This is a genomic window from Acetobacter senegalensis, from assembly GCF_001499615.1.
In the GTDB taxonomy this organism is placed as follows: Bacteria; Pseudomonadota; Alphaproteobacteria; order Acetobacterales; family Acetobacteraceae; genus Acetobacter; species Acetobacter senegalensis.
Genome location: NZ_LN606600.1, coordinates 1441734 through 1458792 on the forward strand (window position 1 = coordinate 1441734; position 17059 = coordinate 1458792).

Sequence of the window (17059 nt, forward strand, 5' to 3'; positions counted from 1 at the left end):
GGCCGTATTTTGCGTTGACGCTCCGGGCTCCGACCGCCAGAAAAAACGGAAGCCCGGAGCCCATCACGCCTCCGGTTTGACGAATTCCCCCGCTTTTTCAGGTCCAGCATACAGGATTAAAGCTTCATGCCCCTCTCCAGCAGCACGCCCGGCAGCGCCGCCGCAACGGCGCACGGTTCATTTGATCTGGTTCTGAAAGGCGGCTCCGTTGTGCTGCCAGACGCAACCGTGGTGACAGATGTTTATGTGCGCGATGGGCTGATTGCCGCCATTGGTGGCCAAGGCAAAGCCGCACGGGAACTGGACTGCACGGGCCTGACCATTCTGCCGGGCGTGATCGACACACAGGTGCATTTCCGGGAACCCGGCGCCACGGAAAACGAAGATCTGGAATCCGGCAGCCGCGCCGCTGTGCTGGGGGGGGTGACAGGCGTATTTGAAATGCCCAACACCAAGCCCACCACGTCCACGCCGGAAGCCGTAGCGGACAAGCTGGCCCGCGCCAGAAACCGTATGTGGTGTGATCACGCCTTTTACGTCGGCGCGACAGTCGATAACGCTGACCAGTGCGGAGAACTTGAAAAACTGCCCGGCACGGCAGGGATCAAGGTGTTCATGGGGTCCTCCACCGGCAATCTGCTGGTGTCCGAGGATGATATGCTGGAACGGGTGCTGCGCTCTGGCCTGCGCCGCGTGGCCATTCATGCGGAAGATGAAGCCCGCCTGAAAGAACGTATGGACGAACGTGTGGAAGGAGACCCTTCCTCTCACCCTGTCTGGCGGGATGATGAAACCGCCTTGCGCGCCACCACCCGCGCCCTGCGGCTGGCCCGCAAGACCGGGCGGCGCGTGCATATCCTGCACATTACAACACCGCAGGAACTGGCGCTGATTTCCCAGCATCGGGACATTGCCAGCAGTGAACTCACCCCCCAACACCTGACACTGGCCGGGGAAGACGCCTATGCCCGCCTTGGCACGCTGGCGCAGATGAACCCGCCCATCCGCTCCGGCGCACACCGGGACGGCCTTTGGCACTGGATGAGCCAAGGGATGCCGGATGTGATCGGCTCTGACCACGCCCCCCACTCGCTGGAGGCCAAAGGCAAACCCTATCCGGCGTCTCCCTCCGGCATGCCGGGGGTGCAGACCCTGTTGCCGCTGATGCTGAACCATGTGGCCAATAACCGGCTCACCCTGCGCCGTCTGGTGGACCTTACCTCTGCCGGGCCGCAGCGGCTGTTCGGGCTGGTGCGCAAAGGCCGCATTGCCGTAGGGTATGATGCTGATTTCTCGATTGTGGACCTCAAGGCCCGCTGGACAATCGAACAAAGCTGGCTGGCCTCAAAATGTGGCTGGTCTCCCTTTACGGGAGAAACCCTGATGGGCCGCCCCGTGGGCACCATCATTCGGGGTAACCAAGTGATGTGGGAAGGCACACTGGCCGACAAAGCCATAGGTGCCCCCCTGAAATTTGATATGACCGACCGCCCCTCAGCCTGAAACACGCCGCACACCACACCATGACCGCTCCTTCCGCCCCTCCTCATCCGGGCAACACGATCCCGGATGCACCTTACGATGCCCGCCCTGCCAGTGCCTCCACCAACAGGTTGAAACTGGGCATTGATTTTGGCACCACCAACAGCGTGGTGGTGCTGGCACATCCTGACGGAAAGACTGAAACCCTGCGTTTTCGCTTTCCGGAACATGCAGAGTCTGACACCTGCCGCACCCTGCTGTGTTTCTGGCAGGATGAAGTCGGGTCCCGCATCATTCAGCAGGAAGCCATAGGGGCAGCGGCGATTGACGCCTATCTGGAAGATCCGGCGGAATCCCGCATGATCATGTCCATGAAGTCCTATCTGGCGCAAAAATCCTTCCGCGAGACGCAAGTGTTCAGCCGCCGCCTGACGCTGGAAATGTTGATTGCGCGCTTCCTGTCCAACCTGATGCAGGCCGTGGCCATTGACCCTGCCAGCGTGGATGTAACGGTGGGCCGCCCCGTAGAGTTTGCCGGAGATTTTCCGGATGACGCACTAGGTGCCCAACGCCTGCGCGACAGTTTTACCGCAGCCGGCTTCCCCTCGGTTGAACTGGCGTGGGAGCCAGAAGCCGCTGGCTGGCGTTTTGCCCAACGGCTGGAGAACCCGACCACCATTCTGGTTGGCGACTTTGGCGGCGGCACCAGTGACTTCTCGGTGCTGCGCTTTGACCCAGCCCGTCCCGGCCATGCCGAGCCGCTGGGCCATTCCGGCGTTGGTATTGCCGGAGATCAGTTTGACTACCGTATTCTGAACACGGTTATCGCCCCACTGCTTGGGCGGGACTGTACATACCGTGTGATGGGCGGAGAACCTTTGCCGGTTCCTATAGAATGGTATGCAAGCCTTGGCCGGTGGCACCGTCTGGCGCTGATGCGTACGCCCCAGACCCTCCGCGCCATGGAGGACGTGGCCCGCACAGTCTCAGAACCGCAAAAATTGCGGGCCCTGATTGATCTGGTGCAGGACCAGCAGGGGCAGGCTCTCTACCGTGCCGTGGGGGCCGCCAAAAACGCGCTTTCCTCAGCAGACAGCACAATCCTGCGGTTTCAACACCGCTCCTTCAAGGTGGAACAGACCATCACCCGTGCGGAATTTGAAAGCTGGATTGCGCCAGACCTCGCCCAGTTTGATAACGCGGTCGATCAGGCTTTGACACATGCGGGGCTTACCGCTGCGGATGTTGACCGCGTGTTTCTAACGGGTGGCACATCCTTTGTTCCTGCCGTGCGGAACCTCTTCATTCACCGCTTTGGCACGGAGCGCGTGGACACAGGCGGCGAGTTTGTTTCCGTTGCAGAAGGCTTGGCCCTGATGAGTAGCAAGGCCGCCCACGCGGCTTGACCGCACGGAGCACGGGCCGCCGCGAAAAATCAGGGTCCCAACAAAACGGGGAGTGCTGAAACGCCTCGCAGACATCGCCTTGGCAAGGCGCTGACGTATGGGGCGGATGAACAGTAGCGTGTTTGCTGATTATCAGACGCAGAGCCCGCCTCTGATCACGGCGTTACACGCTCTCGTCAATGGATTGAAAAAGGAAGAGTGATAAGCTGCTGCTTTCCGCAGGTCTTGTTCCCGAAGGGAAGCCATGAAACTCTCCTCCTTTCTCGCCCTGAAAGATTTTGAGGCCGCGGCACGCAGAAAGCTGCCCCGCCCTGTTTTTGGATATGTTTGCGGAGCCGCAGAGGACAATCTTTCCCTGACCGCAAATGAGGCTGCGTTTTCTGACCTTGATCTGGTCCCGCAGGTTCTGAAGGATGTTTCCCGCAGAACACAAGAAACCACCCTTTTTGGCCGCACCTATGCCGCCCCGTTTGGCATTGCCCCCATGGGGCTATCCGCGCTTTCTGCATATCGGGGCGATATTGTGCAGGCGGTTGCGGCCAGAAAGGCTGGCATTCCGATGGTGCTGAGTGGCTCCTCCCTCATTCCCATGGAAGACGTGAGCTCTGCAGCGCCCGGCACGTGGTTTCAGGCCTATCTGCCGGGAGAGATAACACGGATTGACGCCCTGCTTGACCGGGCACACAGGGCCGGATTTCAGGAACTTGTTGTTACTGTTGATATTCCCATAAGCGCCAACAGGGAAAATAACATCCGCACAGGATTTTCTACACCGCTCCGCCCGTCCCTGCGACTGGCCATGGATGGACTGACCCACCCGCGATGGCTTGCAACCACTTTTGGCCGCACTCTGTTACGGCACGGCATGCCGCATTTTGAAAATTCGTTTGCAGAACGGGGCGCACCCATTCTTTCCGCAAACGTGCTGCGAGACTTTACAGCGCGTGATCATTTCAACTGGGATCATATCCGGCATATCCGCCAGCGCTGGAAAGGTCCGTTGATCATCAAGGGGATTCTCCACCCCCAGGACGCCCGCCTAGCTGCGGACAATGGTGTGGATGGTATTATTGTCTCCAACCATGGGGGGCGTCAGTTGGATGGCGCGATTGCCCCTTTGCGCATTCTGCCTGAAATTGTGGCGGCTACAACGCTGCCGGTCATGATTGATAGTGGCTTCCGGCGTGGAAGCCATATTCTCAAAGCACTGGCGCTTGGCGCGGCTTTTGTTTTTGTCGGGCGTCCATTCAACTACGCTGCTGCCATAGCGGAAGAAAACGGAGTGACACACGCAATTGGACTTCTGATGGCGGAGATAGACCGCGACATGGCCATGCTGGGTGCCAACACATGTGCGGAAATAACCCGCGCTTCCGTGCGCTTCCGCCACACACGTTAGAAAAGGGCTTTATGCCCTGCCAACGGAACGGTCTTTTTACAGAGCAGTGCACGCACCGTCACCATGTGGTTCCGGGCACGGGCTGGAATCAGATGTTCCAGCCAAGGTTATGCAATTGTTACCAGAAGACTGAAAAAGTCTTCTGGTAACAAACGAATTTACCAACTGAAGCCAATGCTACCCTGCGCGTTCCGGCGTTCACCATAATAACACCATTCCTGACCATAGGAGGCGTAGCTCAGACAGTTACCGATATAGTTCTTGTTAAAGAGGTTGCGAACACTTGCCGCCGCAGTCCATCCCCGCAAGGACGGCGAGAGGTTGGAAAGGTCATACTTCAAAGAACCATCAAAAACGGCATATTGCGGCACCCATACGCTCCCGTAACTGGCTTCACCACCATAGGCTTTTGCAGAATACCGCATTCCGCCACCAAACCCGAAACCTTTGAGGGGGCCGGAGGGCAGCGTATAGAATGCAAACAGGGAGGCATTGCCTTTTCCGGACTGGATCAACGGTTTTCCCGTGGAATCATCACGCACTTTCTGAACGCTGACAGCCGCCGTGATCATGAGGTTTTTATAGGGTTCAGCGTGGGCTTCAAACTCAAAGCCATCGGAGTGAACTTTTCCACTTTCCACGCTGTAACCAAGATTGCCAACGCCCACCAGAACGTTTGTCTGCTCAATGTGGAAACCAGCGGCTGTTAACAGAACAGATGTACCCGGAATCTGATACTTCAAGCCGCCTTCAAGCTGTTTGCCCATGGAAGGATCTGCCTGACGGAATGTGTGCCCGCCATCGCTTGACACACTTCCTGACTGTGGCTGGAAAGACGTGGAATAGCTGATATAGGGCGAAAGGCCGAAGTTAAAGTGATACAGGCCAGAAGCGCGCCATGTAATCTGGCTTGGGTTTTGACGGGTATCTGTATTGTAGATGTGTTCTACCTGATGGGAACGATACCAGTCATTCCGCAGGCTGCCCGTCAGCACCAGTCCACGCCAGCGGATTTCATCCTGACCATACACGCCAATCTGGTGTGAATCCGTCTGATAATTCACGTATGGCGACATTGCCGGAATCGTCATGTGGTAATCAGGATGCAGCACGTCCATGTCAGGCGCTTTCCCGTAGAAACCCTGCTCTGCGGCACTCTGCTGCATGTAATCAAAGCCGAACATCATTGTGTGGCTCAGTGGACCAGTCTGCACATGGCCTTTGAATTGGCTATCAAACGCCAGATTGTGCGTATGCTCGTTCGTACCAAATGCCGAACGCGGCAGTGTGCCGTCCTCATTATAATAGCCGCTATTATATACGCTGCGATATATGGTCTTGATATCATCGTAACGGCCACGCGTGGAGAAACTCCAGTCTTTATTGAAACGATGATTCAGGATGTAGGTAATACTGCCCTGCCGCCGATTGAATTTTTCAAAAGGCACATCGCCGTCATAGAAATCACGCGGCAGATACCCGAATGATGCCCGTTTGAGCGAGCCGACAAGCGGAGCGCCGCCATAAGTGCCGTTTTCAGGGTCATACTGATAGTTGCCCAGCAGCGTGAGTGTTGTGGGGCCGTCCCCGCCAAACGTGAAGGATGGACTGATGGAAAAGCGACGGCTGCCGGTGCGGGCAAGCTGGCTATGCTGGCCATTGACGGTTCCGTACAGCCGGTACCGGACAAACCCGTTATCCGTGGCATAACCACCAACATCGGCATCCACACGGTAGAGATCAAAACTCCCGCCTGTTGTTGTCACGCCCCCATAAAAACGCTGCTCTGTAGGGAGCTTGCTTGAAAGCGCAACCAACCCGCCAGGGCTGGACTGACCATACAGGGCAGATGCCGGACCTTTCAGAATTTCCACCCGGTCCAGACGGGATGTATCAGTCTGGGCAACAGCATAGCCGGTAGCACTGTCCTGTAGTTTCAGGCCATCAAGAAAGGTTGGCACGGTGAACCCACGCAGAGCAAACTGATCATAGCGCGTGCCCACACCCCCACCGCGCAGATCAGACGTAATGCCAGCAGCATACCGCACAGCCTGATTCAGATTGAGCACGCCGCGTACGTCCATCTCGTTCCGGGTCACAACGGTAACGGACTGAGCGGTTTCCACTAACGGCGTGTCCGACTTGGTGGCGGATGACGCTATTGTGGAAAGTCTGCGACCATGAACTTCCACTTTTTCAGGGTCTTCAGTGTGTTTTTTAGGATTGGCCTTTGCCGGCTTGGCAATAGTCCGCCCTGCCCGGTGAGACGGAGCCTGTTTTTCCACCACATCAGCCGCCATGGCTTCCCCGGTCATGAGAAGCGAAAGAAAAATGATGTGCGTCACTCTGCTGCGGTACATGCCCGGCCCCGTTTTTTATCTCTTGCGGCTATATGCTCAGCAGGGCCTTAACGGAATTGCGAATCATTTGCAAACCATGATGTTATATCTTTAATGTAATGTAATCTGCCAGATAAAGACGATTTTTCCCTCACGTAAGGTCCATCAAAGGGCAATAAAAAAGGCCATCCGGGCAAAACCCGATGGCCTTTTTTGCAAACAAGAAGCGCCTCCTTCAGCACTCCCTCGTTCGTTTCTCAGTCCAACCTTTTACGGAAAAGCTGAGCGTTTGAACTGGAACCGGTCAACCAGCGCACGCAAAGGCGCGAAATCCTTGTCCGAGAAGGTTTCCATATAGACTTTGGAACCATCCGGGGTTTCAAGAAACACGGTGTCATTCCAGTCTGCAGCACTGATCCCGGTCCAGAGTGTCATGGCCAGCGCTTCCTTGCCGTTTTCATCCTTCAGCATCACACGGGAATCACCAGATGAAGGCGGCGTGCGGCTCAAAGGCCCCCAGCCGCCTTTATGGTCCTGCAACCAGGCGTTGACGGTCTTGGCTTCCTCTGATGATAGCTCCCGCTTGTGCCGCATGGGGCCAACCTCAATATTGCCGCTGGCCACCTGCGGCATCACGATCGGCTTGAAATTGGGCAGCGCGAACATCCAGATCAACGACGCCGTGCCAATAGTCAGCACCAGAAACCCGATAACAAACGCCGTTTCTTTCCTCATTCGCCTCTTCTCCTTACCCGCGCACCGCTGCGATAATACGGGAAACCTCTTCATCCGTCAGTTCCGGATGAATGGGCAATGCCAGAATCCGGGTGGCCAGATCTTCTGATACCGGCAGGCTGCTTCCATCATGATGATCCCGATACGCGGGCTGTTTGTGCAGCGGCAACGGGTAATAAATGGCGGATGGAACACCACGCTCCTTCAAGCGGGCCTGCAGGGGCTCACGCTCCGCCGGATCTTTGACCAGAATGGCATAGATGGCCCAAGCGCTCGCGCTGTTGGGCACCCGCGCTGGCACCTGCACCACATCTGCCAATCCGGCATCATAGGCGCGGGCAATCTCGTCCCGACGGGCCAGTTCCTGCTTGAAGCCATCCAGCTTGGCCAACAGCACGGCGGCCTGAATGGTATCCAGCCGCCCGTTCATGCCCGTGCGCAGAACTTCATAACGGGTTTTGCCCTCGCCATGCGTCCGCAGGGAACGGTAAAGGTCCGCGCGTTCCGGGTCATCCGTCAGGATGGCCCCGCCATCACCGTAGCCCCCCAGAGGTTTGGACGGGAAAAAAGAAAGCGTGGTCGCTGTCGCTTCCCGCCCCAGAGGTTTGCCGTTCAGGTCGGCCCCAAATGCCTGCGCACAATCGGCCAGCAGAAACAGGTCTTCCTCCTGCGCGATCTGGCGCAGTTGCTCCCACGGCGCAGGCTGACCGAACAGATCCACCCCGACAATGGCGCGGGGGGTCAGCTTTCCGGCTTCCCGCACCGCGCGGATGCGGGCGCGCAGATGATCGGGGTCAATCTGGAACGTGTTGGGGTCCACATCCACAAAAACCGGCGTAGCCCCAAGCACCAAAGGCACTTCAGCCGTTGCGGTATAGGTGAACGCGGGCAGGAACACTGCATCACCCCGGCCGATATTTTCCGCCATCATGACAATCTGCAACGCATCCGTGCCGGAGGAGACGCCTACACAGTCCTTGGCACCGCACCAGTCAGCCAGGCGCTGCTCAAGCTCCGTGACTTCCGGCCCCATCACAAAGCGGCAATGGGCAAACACGGCATCCACCCGCTCACGCAGGGCTGGGCCAAGGCGCTTCTGCTGCGCCGCCAGATCAAGGAAAGCGATCGGGCGTTCTGTCTTTTCGTTCATCATGCCACCTGTTCTGTACCGTCCGTATGGGGGGAAGGCAAAGGCGCGCCATTCTCCACACCTTCTGGCGTGGAAGATCGCACTTCTCCTTTGGGGTTATGATTGAATTCCGGCACCAGCAACGCCAGAATGCGCAGGGCAGCCTTCACATCTGCGGCACGGGCATAGCGGGTAATCTGGTCCACAGCTTCGGTTACGTCAGCCATATCCACCACACGCGGGGTGGCCATCAGCAGGCCTGGGTTGTCTGTTGGCACCGGGGCTTCGCGCCCGTGGAAGAGTTCTTCATATAGCTTTTCCCCCGGCCGCAGGCCGGTAAAGCGAATGCTGACATCCTCATCAGGCCGCAGCCCCGCAAGGCGGATCATCTGCCGGGCGAGGTCAACAATTTTCACGGGTTCGCCCATATCCAGCACAAAAATGCCGCCATCCCGCAGCAGCGCATCCGTGCCGGACCCTTCGCCCCCACAGGTGCCACGCACACTGGCCTGCAACACCAACCCCACGGCTTCCGAGACAGTCATGAAATAGCGACGCATTTCGGGGTGTGTGACTGTCAGCGGCCCCCCGCGTTCAAGCTGCCGCCGGAACAGAGGCACCACGGACCCAGTTGAGCCCAGCACATTGCCAAACCGCACGGTGATGCACCGCATAGCCTCCGGGTTGCCGGATGTCCGCGCCCTGATATCCAGCGCCTGACAGTACATTTCAGCCGCCCGTTTGGCGGCCCCCATCAGACTGGAAGGGTTAACCGCCTTGTCGGTTGAAATCACAATCATGGCGCGTGCACCGTGCCGGGCTGCGGCATCTGCCACAACGCGGGTGCCGTGCACATTGGTCAGCAGCCCCTCGGCCGGGTTGGCTTCCACAATCGGTACATGCTTCAGGGCGGCGGCATGAAACACCAGATCAGGCCGGAAGCGGCCCATGACCTCTTCTATCCGCGCTTCATCGCGCACATCGGCAACGATCGCTTCACGTGAAACATTTGGCGCGCTGTCCGCCAGTTCCATATCAATCTGCCACAGCTCAAATTCACCGTGATCCAGCAAAATCAGCTTGTCCGGCTTCAGCATGGCAATCTGACGCACCAGTTCTGAACCGATGCTGCCCCCAGCGCCGGTAACAAGCACGGTGCGCTGCCCGATCAGTCGCTCCATTCCGGCACGATCCAGCGGCACCTGGGGGCGATTAAGCAGATCTTCCAACGGCACAGGGCGCAGTTCCACCCGATCTGCCGGCGTCAACGCAGTGAGAGCCGGGGTGCGGAGCACGGCAATGCCATGCGCGGCAGCGGCATCCAGCACCTGTGTCAGGCCCTTGCCCCGAAAAGACGGCTCCGTCACCACCAGAGACTCCGGAAGGGTCTGCGTGCGGGCTAATCTGTCCAGAATGGTGCCAATATGGTCCACATGCCCCAGTATGGGCACGTTGTGCATGCGGCGCCCTGCCTGATGGGTGCCTAGGGCCACCAGCCCCACCACCCGGATACCGGCCTGAGGGTTACGTTCAATAGCCCGCAGATAGAGGTCTGCTACCGTATCTACCCCCACCAGAACCACCCGCCGCTGGTCTGCCTTGCGTACGGCCATGCGATGCGCCAGCCGATAGCCAATTCGCAGCCCTCCCAGCATGATCAGCAGAACAAGCGCATAAATGATGGGAAACGTGATACTGGGCAGGTGGTACCCCATAAGCACCAGACCAGCCGAAAACAGCAGCGCACTGGCAACGGAAGCACCGGCAATGCCCAGAAGATCTGAAACGCCGGAAAACCGCCAGTATTGCTGGGGCATACGGAAGGGCAACCCACTGACAACCAGCGTAATGGCGCCCCCGGCCAGAAACCATAGCGGGTGCAGAAGGCCATCCTGCGGGGCGGCAAGCCACCGGGCAATAGGCGCAGCAACAGCCGCCAGTATCCCGTCCAGCAGGATATTGACGAGGATTCTATTGAGCGGACGCAGCCGGGGGCTGCGATGAAAAGACTCAGAGCGTTGCGGTGCCATCACCTTGCACCTATAGCGTAGCACCTGCCATCCTAGAAGCAGCACAACCCCACGATATGATGCCCATGTTTCTTTCTGACCCTGTTCTGGCGGTTTTCTGCCTGATTTGCGCGGCTTTTTTTGCAGCCGGGCTTGTGCGAGTCATGATCAATCTGGCCATTCTTGACCATCCTGGCCACCGCAGTGCACACCAGCGCCCCACCCCAAAAGGGGGTGGCGTGGGGGTTATGGCCTCATTTTTTCTTTTTTTTCCGCTGGTGCAGGACATAACAGGCCGGAGCGTGCTGCGGGCTGATGTTATTCTCACCGCACTGGCGACGCTTCTGCTGGCCTGTGTCTCCTGGCTGGATGACATGTATCAGTGGCGGCCCTCCATCAAATTCTGTGCCCAGAGCGCCGCAGCCATCATGGTAGTGGCAGGGGGCACCATTCTGGGGTGGCCCACCCCACTGCCCGGCGCCTTTCTGGCCGTGCTGTGGCTGATTTTCATAACCAACGCCGTCAATTTCATGGATGGCCTGAATGGTCTGATTTCCGGCTGCCTGATTGTCGGCAACCTGATTGTGGCGGCCACCGGTGTCTTTTTTGGTGTGCCGGATCTGATCTGGCCCGCACTCCTGCTGGCAGGATGCCTGTGCGGCTTTCTGCCGTTCAACTTCCCCAAGGCGCGCATTTTTCTGGGCGACGTAGGAAGCCAGGGCTGTGGTCTTCTGGCCGGAACAGCGGCGCTGTATATGACCCAGCATTCCATCAAACCATCGGGCTGGCTGTTAGGCCCCGCCCTGCTGTTTCCCCTGATTTTTGATGTGCTGTTTACGTTGGTGCGCCGCAAACTGGCCGGGCACTCTCTGGTACAAGCGCACAGAGGGCATATTTATCAGGTATTGCACCGCAGCGGCATGAACCCCGTGCTGATTGCCGTATGTGAATGGGTGTTTGTGTGCTGGGGAGGCATTGTGGCGTTACTGGTCGCCGCCCTCCCACCGTTCAACGGTGCATGCCTTGCGCTACCGCTTCTGCTGGCCCCCCAGATTGGCTGGGTTGCCCTGGCTGTTTTCAGAACACGCCGCCACCCGGTAGGGCCGTGGTAGGGCAGCGCGCTCTGATAAACTTAGGCCGTTCGTTATTTCTTCAACTCAAATGTGAGACCCTGCGCAGAACTGGCAAGACGAGCACCTTTGGAAATGGTCTCGATCTTGATGCGCACACCGTTCTTGTTCTCAAGCACCGCCCCGCCCAGACCAGTACCCAGCGTGGCTTCACCATGTGCTGCGCCATAGGTTCCGGCAAAATCCTGCACGCGATGCAGGTTATAAACCGTGCCCGTGCCCTCGATCTTCGAGTATCCAACAGCGGCAATCGTGCCGCCTGTTACGGAAAATCTATAGGTTTTGCCGCCAAAAGAGAGAGTGCCATCACCCCACGTATAGCCCAGCCCGACATCGGCTGATTTGGCGGAAAGCGTGATTTTGCCGGTGGGGGTGCCCATTGCATCCGCCGCATGCGCTGCGGGAGCAAAAGAAGCTGAAGCAATAGTCAGTGCCGCTACAGCGGCAACAGAAGCAAACCGCATGGAAACATTCCTTTTTTTCTTGAGTCTTTGCGGGGGCAAAGAACTGCCTCACGGGGTCAGTCCTGCTCTCGAAAGTCTTTAAGAAGAACGCTCTATGCGGGAAAAAGTTTCTCTTTCCGCCCCGCTGCTCCTTGGCGGCGCAGGCGGGACGGAAAGAGTTTTTACGTCATTCAGGCTGCGGCAACACGACGCAGTGTGCGGCGGGCAGGCTGTTCCTTTTTCTCTTCACTGCGGCCCTTGCGGGCTTCTTCCGTGGCGGCTTCACCCATGATGGAGCGGATTTCCTTCAGGTAGGCAGCCCCTTTGGGTGTGCGCTGCACCAGCACGGAACGACGGTCCAGCGGGTCCACCTTGCGGCGTGCCAGATCCAGTTCACCCAGACGGTCAAGCGCACGCGTGATGGCGGGCTTGGATACGTTCAGGCTGGAAGCCAGACCGCGCACGGTGTGGCCGCTTTCATCCAGATAGCAGGTCAGGAAAACGGCAAGCTGGCGCGCAGAGAGGTCCGGCCCGTCACTCCGCACCAAAGAGACAATGGTGTCCCGCAGCGTTTTGACCAGTTCTTCTGCTTTTGCGGCATTCTGTGCCATCAGACTCTTATCCTTTTTATCACACCGATGGTCAGCCTCGCGGCGCGGCATCGGACTCAACGTTTGTTACCCGGTGTCTTCTCGTGAGGCTTATATAGGAACCGGTCTAGATATTTAAATCATGTAATGACAAAATAGTTCCATTACGATTTTATTTCTTTACGATCCCGCTCCGGCTTTTGTGTCAAAAACAAGTTTGAGGGCAGCAAAAAGAGCCCGAACCCCAGGAGAATCCCCGCCTTCAGGCCGTCCGGCACGGCTGCTGTCATTCCAGGCATACGTGTCGATATGCGCCCACCGCTGGCCTGCTTTTACAAAACGTTCAAGAAACAGTCCGGCCGTTATTGAGCCCGCCATAGGTTTAGAGGAAATATTGTTGAGGTCCGCAACAGGACTCCGCAACCATCCGGCATAGCCCTGCCATAGTGGTAACCGCCATAGCGGGTCTGCTTCACGCTCACTTACTTCAAGAAGCATCTCTGCCAGACTGTCATCATTACAGAACAGCGCGGGCAGATCCGGCCCCAGCGCCACACGGGCCGCGCCGGTCAGGGTGGCCATATCCAGCAGCAGATCCGGGCTGACCTCTCCGGCTTCGGTCAGCAGATCACACAGCACCAGCCGTCCTTCAGCATCAGTGTTGCCAATTTCGACTGTCAGGCCAGCCCGGCTTTTCACCACATCCAGAGGACGCATGGCATGGCCGGAAACACTGTTTTCCACACATCCCAGCCGCACTTCCAAACGGACGGGCAGATCCTGCGTCATGATCAGGCGGGCCAGCGCCAGAACGGATGCAGCGCCCCCCATATCCTTTTTCATGCGCAACATGCCGGAAGACGGTTTGATATCGTAGCCGCCGGAATCAAAACACACGCCCTTCCCAACCAGAGACAGAAGCGGCGCGTTCTTGCCTGCCTTGCTGCCGCGCCAGCGTGCCACCGCCACGCGCGGGCCGCGTTCCGAGCCATTGCCCACATGCGCCAGCAGGGGATAGGCTTTGTCCAGCGTCTTGCCCTTGATGATCTCCACATCTGCGCCAAACGGGCTCAGGGCCTCACGCGCTGCATGTGCCAAATCAGACGGCCCAAGCAGATTGGCGGGGGTATTGATCAGATCACGCGCAAGCCAGATGGACCGCGCCATCTCAACCGCCAGCCCTTTCCGCTCAGCCTCTGTCACAACCAGCCGAACACTCTTGCCGGATGGAACCTCTCCCTTGAGAGAAAACTGATATGCCCCAAGGCAGAACCCCAGCAGCACATCCGCGCGCAAAACTCCGTCTGGCACTCGTACCTGCCAGTCTCCTTCCGGCAGGTTTCGCGCCAGCGCACCAAACACATACGGGTCTCTACGGCCTTTTTCAGGCACGCCAAACAGCCCCACGGGGTGACCCTGGCTATCGGGCACCAATACCAACTGGCCGGGCCGGGCGGTAAAACCGCAGGCCAACGCAAAGGTGGCAGCTTCTGCCCCCAGCAGGGTTTTCAGCGTGCTTTCCAGCGTCGCATCATCCGCGGCGCGCACACCATGCACCGTGGGCCCATCCTTCTGGCGACGCCGCAAAACAGTGAGACAATCAGCTTCTCGAACAGACATGGGCATTCCTCCTGTTTCAAAACTGCGCCTGCCATTGGCCCGATGCAATGGCTCCCACACAGGAACGGGTTGCTTTTCCGTGCATACCGACGGACCATGGCGGCATGATGGATATCCCCCGCCGCCGTCCGGCTGCCCGTGCGCACTTATCCGCCACTACCGAGGATGCCCCCGTGCGGGCCATACTGGGGCCGACCAATACCGGCAAAACCCATCTGGCGCTGGAACGCATGCTGGCGCACACCTCTGGCGTTATGGGGTTTCCGCTCCGCCTTCTGGCGCGAGAAAATTACGAGCGCATGGTCAAGCTGAAAGGCGTGCGCTCCGTGGCGCTCATCACCGGGGAAGAAAAAATTATTCCACCGGGAGCACGCTGGTTCTCCTGCACGGTTGAAGCCATGCCCATGGACCGGCGTGTGGATTTTGTGGCGGTTGATGAAATCCAGCTCTGTGCTGACCCGGAACGCGGCCATGTTTTCACGGATCGTCTGCTAAACGCCAGAGGAGAAGCGGAAACGCTGTTTTTGGGCGCGGAAACCATAGCCCCTGTGCTGCGCACCCTTATTCGCGGCATAGAGATTGAAACGCGCCCCCGTTTATCCAATCTGGTGCATACCGGCTTCACGCGGCTCAGCCGTCTGCCGCCCCGCACCGCCATTGTGGCGTTTTCCGCCGGGGATGTTTACGCCATTGCCGAACTGATTCGTCGCCGCCGGGGTGGATGCGCGGTGGTGATGGGCCAGCTTTCCCCGCGCACCCGCAACGCGCAGGTGGCGCTCTATCAGAACCGGGAAGTAGATTATCTGGTCGCGACCGATGCCATAGGCATGGGCCTGAACATGGATATCCATCATGTGGCTTTTGCCGGGCTTTCAAAGTTTGATGGCTCCCGCAGACGCATGCTGGCCGCAGCAGAAATTGCGCAGATTGCAGGCCGCGCCGGACGTGGCACACAGGATGGAACCTTTGGCACCACTGGCGATTGCCCGCCATTGCCAGAAAATGTGGTGGAAGCGGTAGAAACTCACCAGTTTGAACCCCTGCACCATTTATACTGGCGCAACAGCACGCTGGACTACACCTCCCCCACCGCGCTGCATGCCAGCTTGTGCCAACGGGTTCCGGCCCCGGGCCTGTGGGGAGCCGAACCAGCCTCTGACCTTCTGGTGCTGAACGCGCTGATGCGTGACCCAACCATTCAGAGCCTGAGCAAAGGGGCGGACCGCACCCGGCTGTTATGGGAAGTGTGCCAGATTCCGGATTTCCGCAAACTGGGAGAAGACAGCCATATCCGCCAATGCGCCCAGATTTTTGTCACACTGGCGCAGCAAGGCAGATTGCCGTCCTCCTGGCTGGAGCCACGGCTGCTGAACCTTGAGCGCACGGAAGGGGATATCGAGTCCCTGATGCACCGCCTTATGGGGATTCGGATCTGGGCCTACGTGGCCAACCGGGCGGATTGGGTTGAAGACCCGGACCTATGGCGTGTGCGGACCCGCACCATAGAAGACACGCTTTCCGACATTCTGCATGAAAGACTGGCTGCCCGCTTTGTGGATAAACGCGCCACCAGCCTGGCCCGCAGGCTGGAAGAAGCAGACAGCAAGCCCCTGCTTTCCGCCATTACGCGCACTGGCGAGGTCAGTGTGGAAGGGCACGCAGTTGGCCATATGCGGGGCTTTGCCTTTATTCCTGATCAGGAAGCGGCCCGTTCTGACCAGCCCCTTCTGTTACGCGCGGCCCGCCGGGCAGCCCGAAGTGAGATCCCGCGCCGTGTCTCTCAGTTTCTGCAAGCCCCGGACGGCAGCCTGAGGCTGGATCTGGAAACGGGCACCCTGTTCTGGGAGGAAGACCCCATTGGCCGCCTTGTCAAAAGCGAGGAGCTTCTGCAGCCGGGCGTGCATGTCACCAGTGCCGAATTTCTGGATGCCGCACACAGGGAGCGTATCCGCCTTCGGCTGAGCGCGTTTGTCCGGCAGACCATTGAACACACCCTTGCCCCCCTCTTTCGGGCTGCTGAGGCCGTTGCCCACAAGCCGGTGCTACGCGGCGTATTGCACGGCCTGCTGGAACAGGGGGGGCTGATGCCGCTGCCACCTGCAGACTACCTTTCCCCCCAGAATGTGGCAGTTCTCCGCAAAGCAGGCATCACCACAGGTCCTACAGCCCTGTTCTGCGCATCCCTGTTGCGTCCTGCCGCCATGCGCCTGCGCAACCTGCTGCTGACCCTCAGGGAAGACCGCCCTCCCCTTCTCCTCCCTCGGGCTGGAGCTGTGTCTTTCAAAACAGAGCAAATGCCTGCTTGCTCAGGGCAGGAACGGCTCCTCTTATCGCGTATCGGCTGGGTTGATGCTGGCCCTCTGTGGGTACGACTCGACATTGCGGAAGATATCAGAAAAAGCCTTGGCACTCTGGCGCGGAGCACGCCTTATCCCTTACCGGCGGGTATCGCGTCACGGCTTGGTGCGTCCGCCGCTGATCTGCCAGCGGTGCTGAAAGGGCTGGGCATCCGTTTCAAGCCCGCTTTACCGCTGGAAAAGGCGCAATTTGGCCCCCCAATCCCGGTTATGCTTCAGCCTGTGCGCTCGGCAGTTTCCAGTCGGGCGCGATCACGCCACAAAAAAAAGCCTTCCATCACCCTGCCGCCGCCTTCTGGTCCCTTTGCAGCACTGGCAGTGTTGCAAAAACGTCGTTAAACTCAGGTCCGCTTTGGTGGAAATGGCGATACCGCACGCAAGCGGGTTGCCATAGGGGAAAAAGCCCCTCATATCATGCGC

General features: G+C 58.6%; 12 protein-coding genes. 5 read left to right on the forward strand and 7 right to left on the reverse strand.

The genetic code is table 11. From position 1 onward, the window contains the following. The first annotated feature begins 126 nt into the window (after positions 1-126). The 3 genes from ASN_RS06430 (at position 127) to ASN_RS06440 (ending at position 4287) form a co-directional block, all read left to right on the forward strand. A complete protein-coding gene (locus ASN_RS06430; protein ID WP_045541266.1) occupies positions 127-1503 on the forward strand; it encodes a dihydroorotase in 1377 nt (458 codons plus the stop codon). 20 nt (positions 1504-1523) lie between these two features. Then, positions 1524-2888 carry an Hsp70 family protein gene (locus ASN_RS06435; protein ID WP_231948414.1) on the forward strand — a complete coding sequence of 455 codons (1365 nt, stop codon included), beginning with the start codon at positions 1524-1526 and terminating at the stop codon, positions 2886-2888. Positions 2889-3132: 244 nt separating this feature from the next. Continuing rightward, the gene (locus ASN_RS06440; protein WP_058987629.1) at positions 3133-4287 is read left to right on the forward strand and encodes an alpha-hydroxy acid oxidase; all 1155 of its coding nucleotides are present in this window, start codon (positions 3133-3135) and stop codon (positions 4285-4287) included. Positions 4288-4445: 158 nt separating this feature from the next. On the opposite strand, the gene ASN_RS06445 is transcribed toward ASN_RS06440, so the two are convergent. The 4 genes from ASN_RS06445 to ASN_RS06460 all read right to left on the reverse strand — a co-directional run bounded on the left by ASN_RS06445 (position 4446) and on the right by ASN_RS06460 (position 10520). Continuing rightward, positions 4446-6602, reverse strand: a complete 2157-nt coding sequence (locus ASN_RS06445) for a TonB-dependent siderophore receptor (protein WP_231948502.1) — start codon at positions 6600-6602, stop codon at positions 4446-4448. 294 nt (positions 6603-6896) lie between these two features. Continuing rightward, positions 6897-7361 carry a hypothetical protein gene (locus ASN_RS06450; protein WP_035380638.1) on the reverse strand — a complete coding sequence of 155 codons (465 nt, stop codon included), beginning with the start codon at positions 7359-7361 and terminating at the stop codon, positions 6897-6899. 13 nt (positions 7362-7374) lie between these two features. Further along, positions 7375-8511 carry a DegT/DnrJ/EryC1/StrS family aminotransferase gene (locus ASN_RS06455; RefSeq protein WP_039903348.1) on the reverse strand — a complete coding sequence of 379 codons (1137 nt, stop codon included), beginning with the start codon at positions 8509-8511 and terminating at the stop codon, positions 7375-7377. Further along, the gene (locus ASN_RS06460) at positions 8511-10520 is read right to left on the reverse strand and encodes a polysaccharide biosynthesis protein (protein ID WP_058987633.1); all 2010 of its coding nucleotides are present in this window, start codon (positions 10518-10520) and stop codon (positions 8511-8513) included. Before ASN_RS06460 ends, ASN_RS06455 begins: the two co-directional genes overlap by 1 nt. On the opposite strand from ASN_RS06460, the gene ASN_RS06465 reads away from it, so the two are divergent. Continuing rightward, positions 10514-11611 carry an MraY family glycosyltransferase gene (locus ASN_RS06465; RefSeq protein ID WP_050942253.1) on the forward strand — a complete coding sequence of 366 codons (1098 nt, stop codon included), beginning with the start codon at positions 10514-10516 and terminating at the stop codon, positions 11609-11611. The two genes, ASN_RS06460 and ASN_RS06465, sit on opposite strands and share 7 nt — an antisense overlap. A gap of 32 nt (positions 11612-11643) precedes the next feature. On the opposite strand, the gene ASN_RS06470 is transcribed toward ASN_RS06465, so the two are convergent. The 3 genes from ASN_RS06470 to ASN_RS06480 all read right to left on the reverse strand — a co-directional run bounded on the left by ASN_RS06470 (position 11644) and on the right by ASN_RS06480 (position 14282). Continuing rightward, entirely contained in the window at positions 11644-12093 is a 450-nt protein-coding gene (locus tag ASN_RS06470; protein WP_006557389.1) for a hypothetical protein, read from the reverse strand. Between the two features lie 170 nt (positions 12094-12263). Continuing rightward, on the reverse strand, positions 12264-12683 hold the full coding sequence (locus ASN_RS06475; RefSeq protein ID WP_006557388.1) for a MarR family transcriptional regulator: 420 nt from the start codon (positions 12681-12683) through the stop codon (positions 12264-12266). Between the two features lie 159 nt (positions 12684-12842). Beyond that, a complete protein-coding gene (locus tag ASN_RS06480; protein WP_058987635.1) occupies positions 12843-14282 on the reverse strand; it encodes a leucyl aminopeptidase family protein in 1440 nt (479 codons plus the stop codon). 107 nt (positions 14283-14389) lie between these two features. On the opposite strand from ASN_RS06480, the gene ASN_RS06485 reads away from it, so the two are divergent. Next, the gene (locus tag ASN_RS06485) at positions 14390-16978 is read left to right on the forward strand and encodes a helicase-related protein (protein WP_058989197.1); all 2589 of its coding nucleotides are present in this window, start codon (positions 14390-14392) and stop codon (positions 16976-16978) included. The last annotated feature ends 81 nt before the right edge of the window (positions 16979-17059 follow it).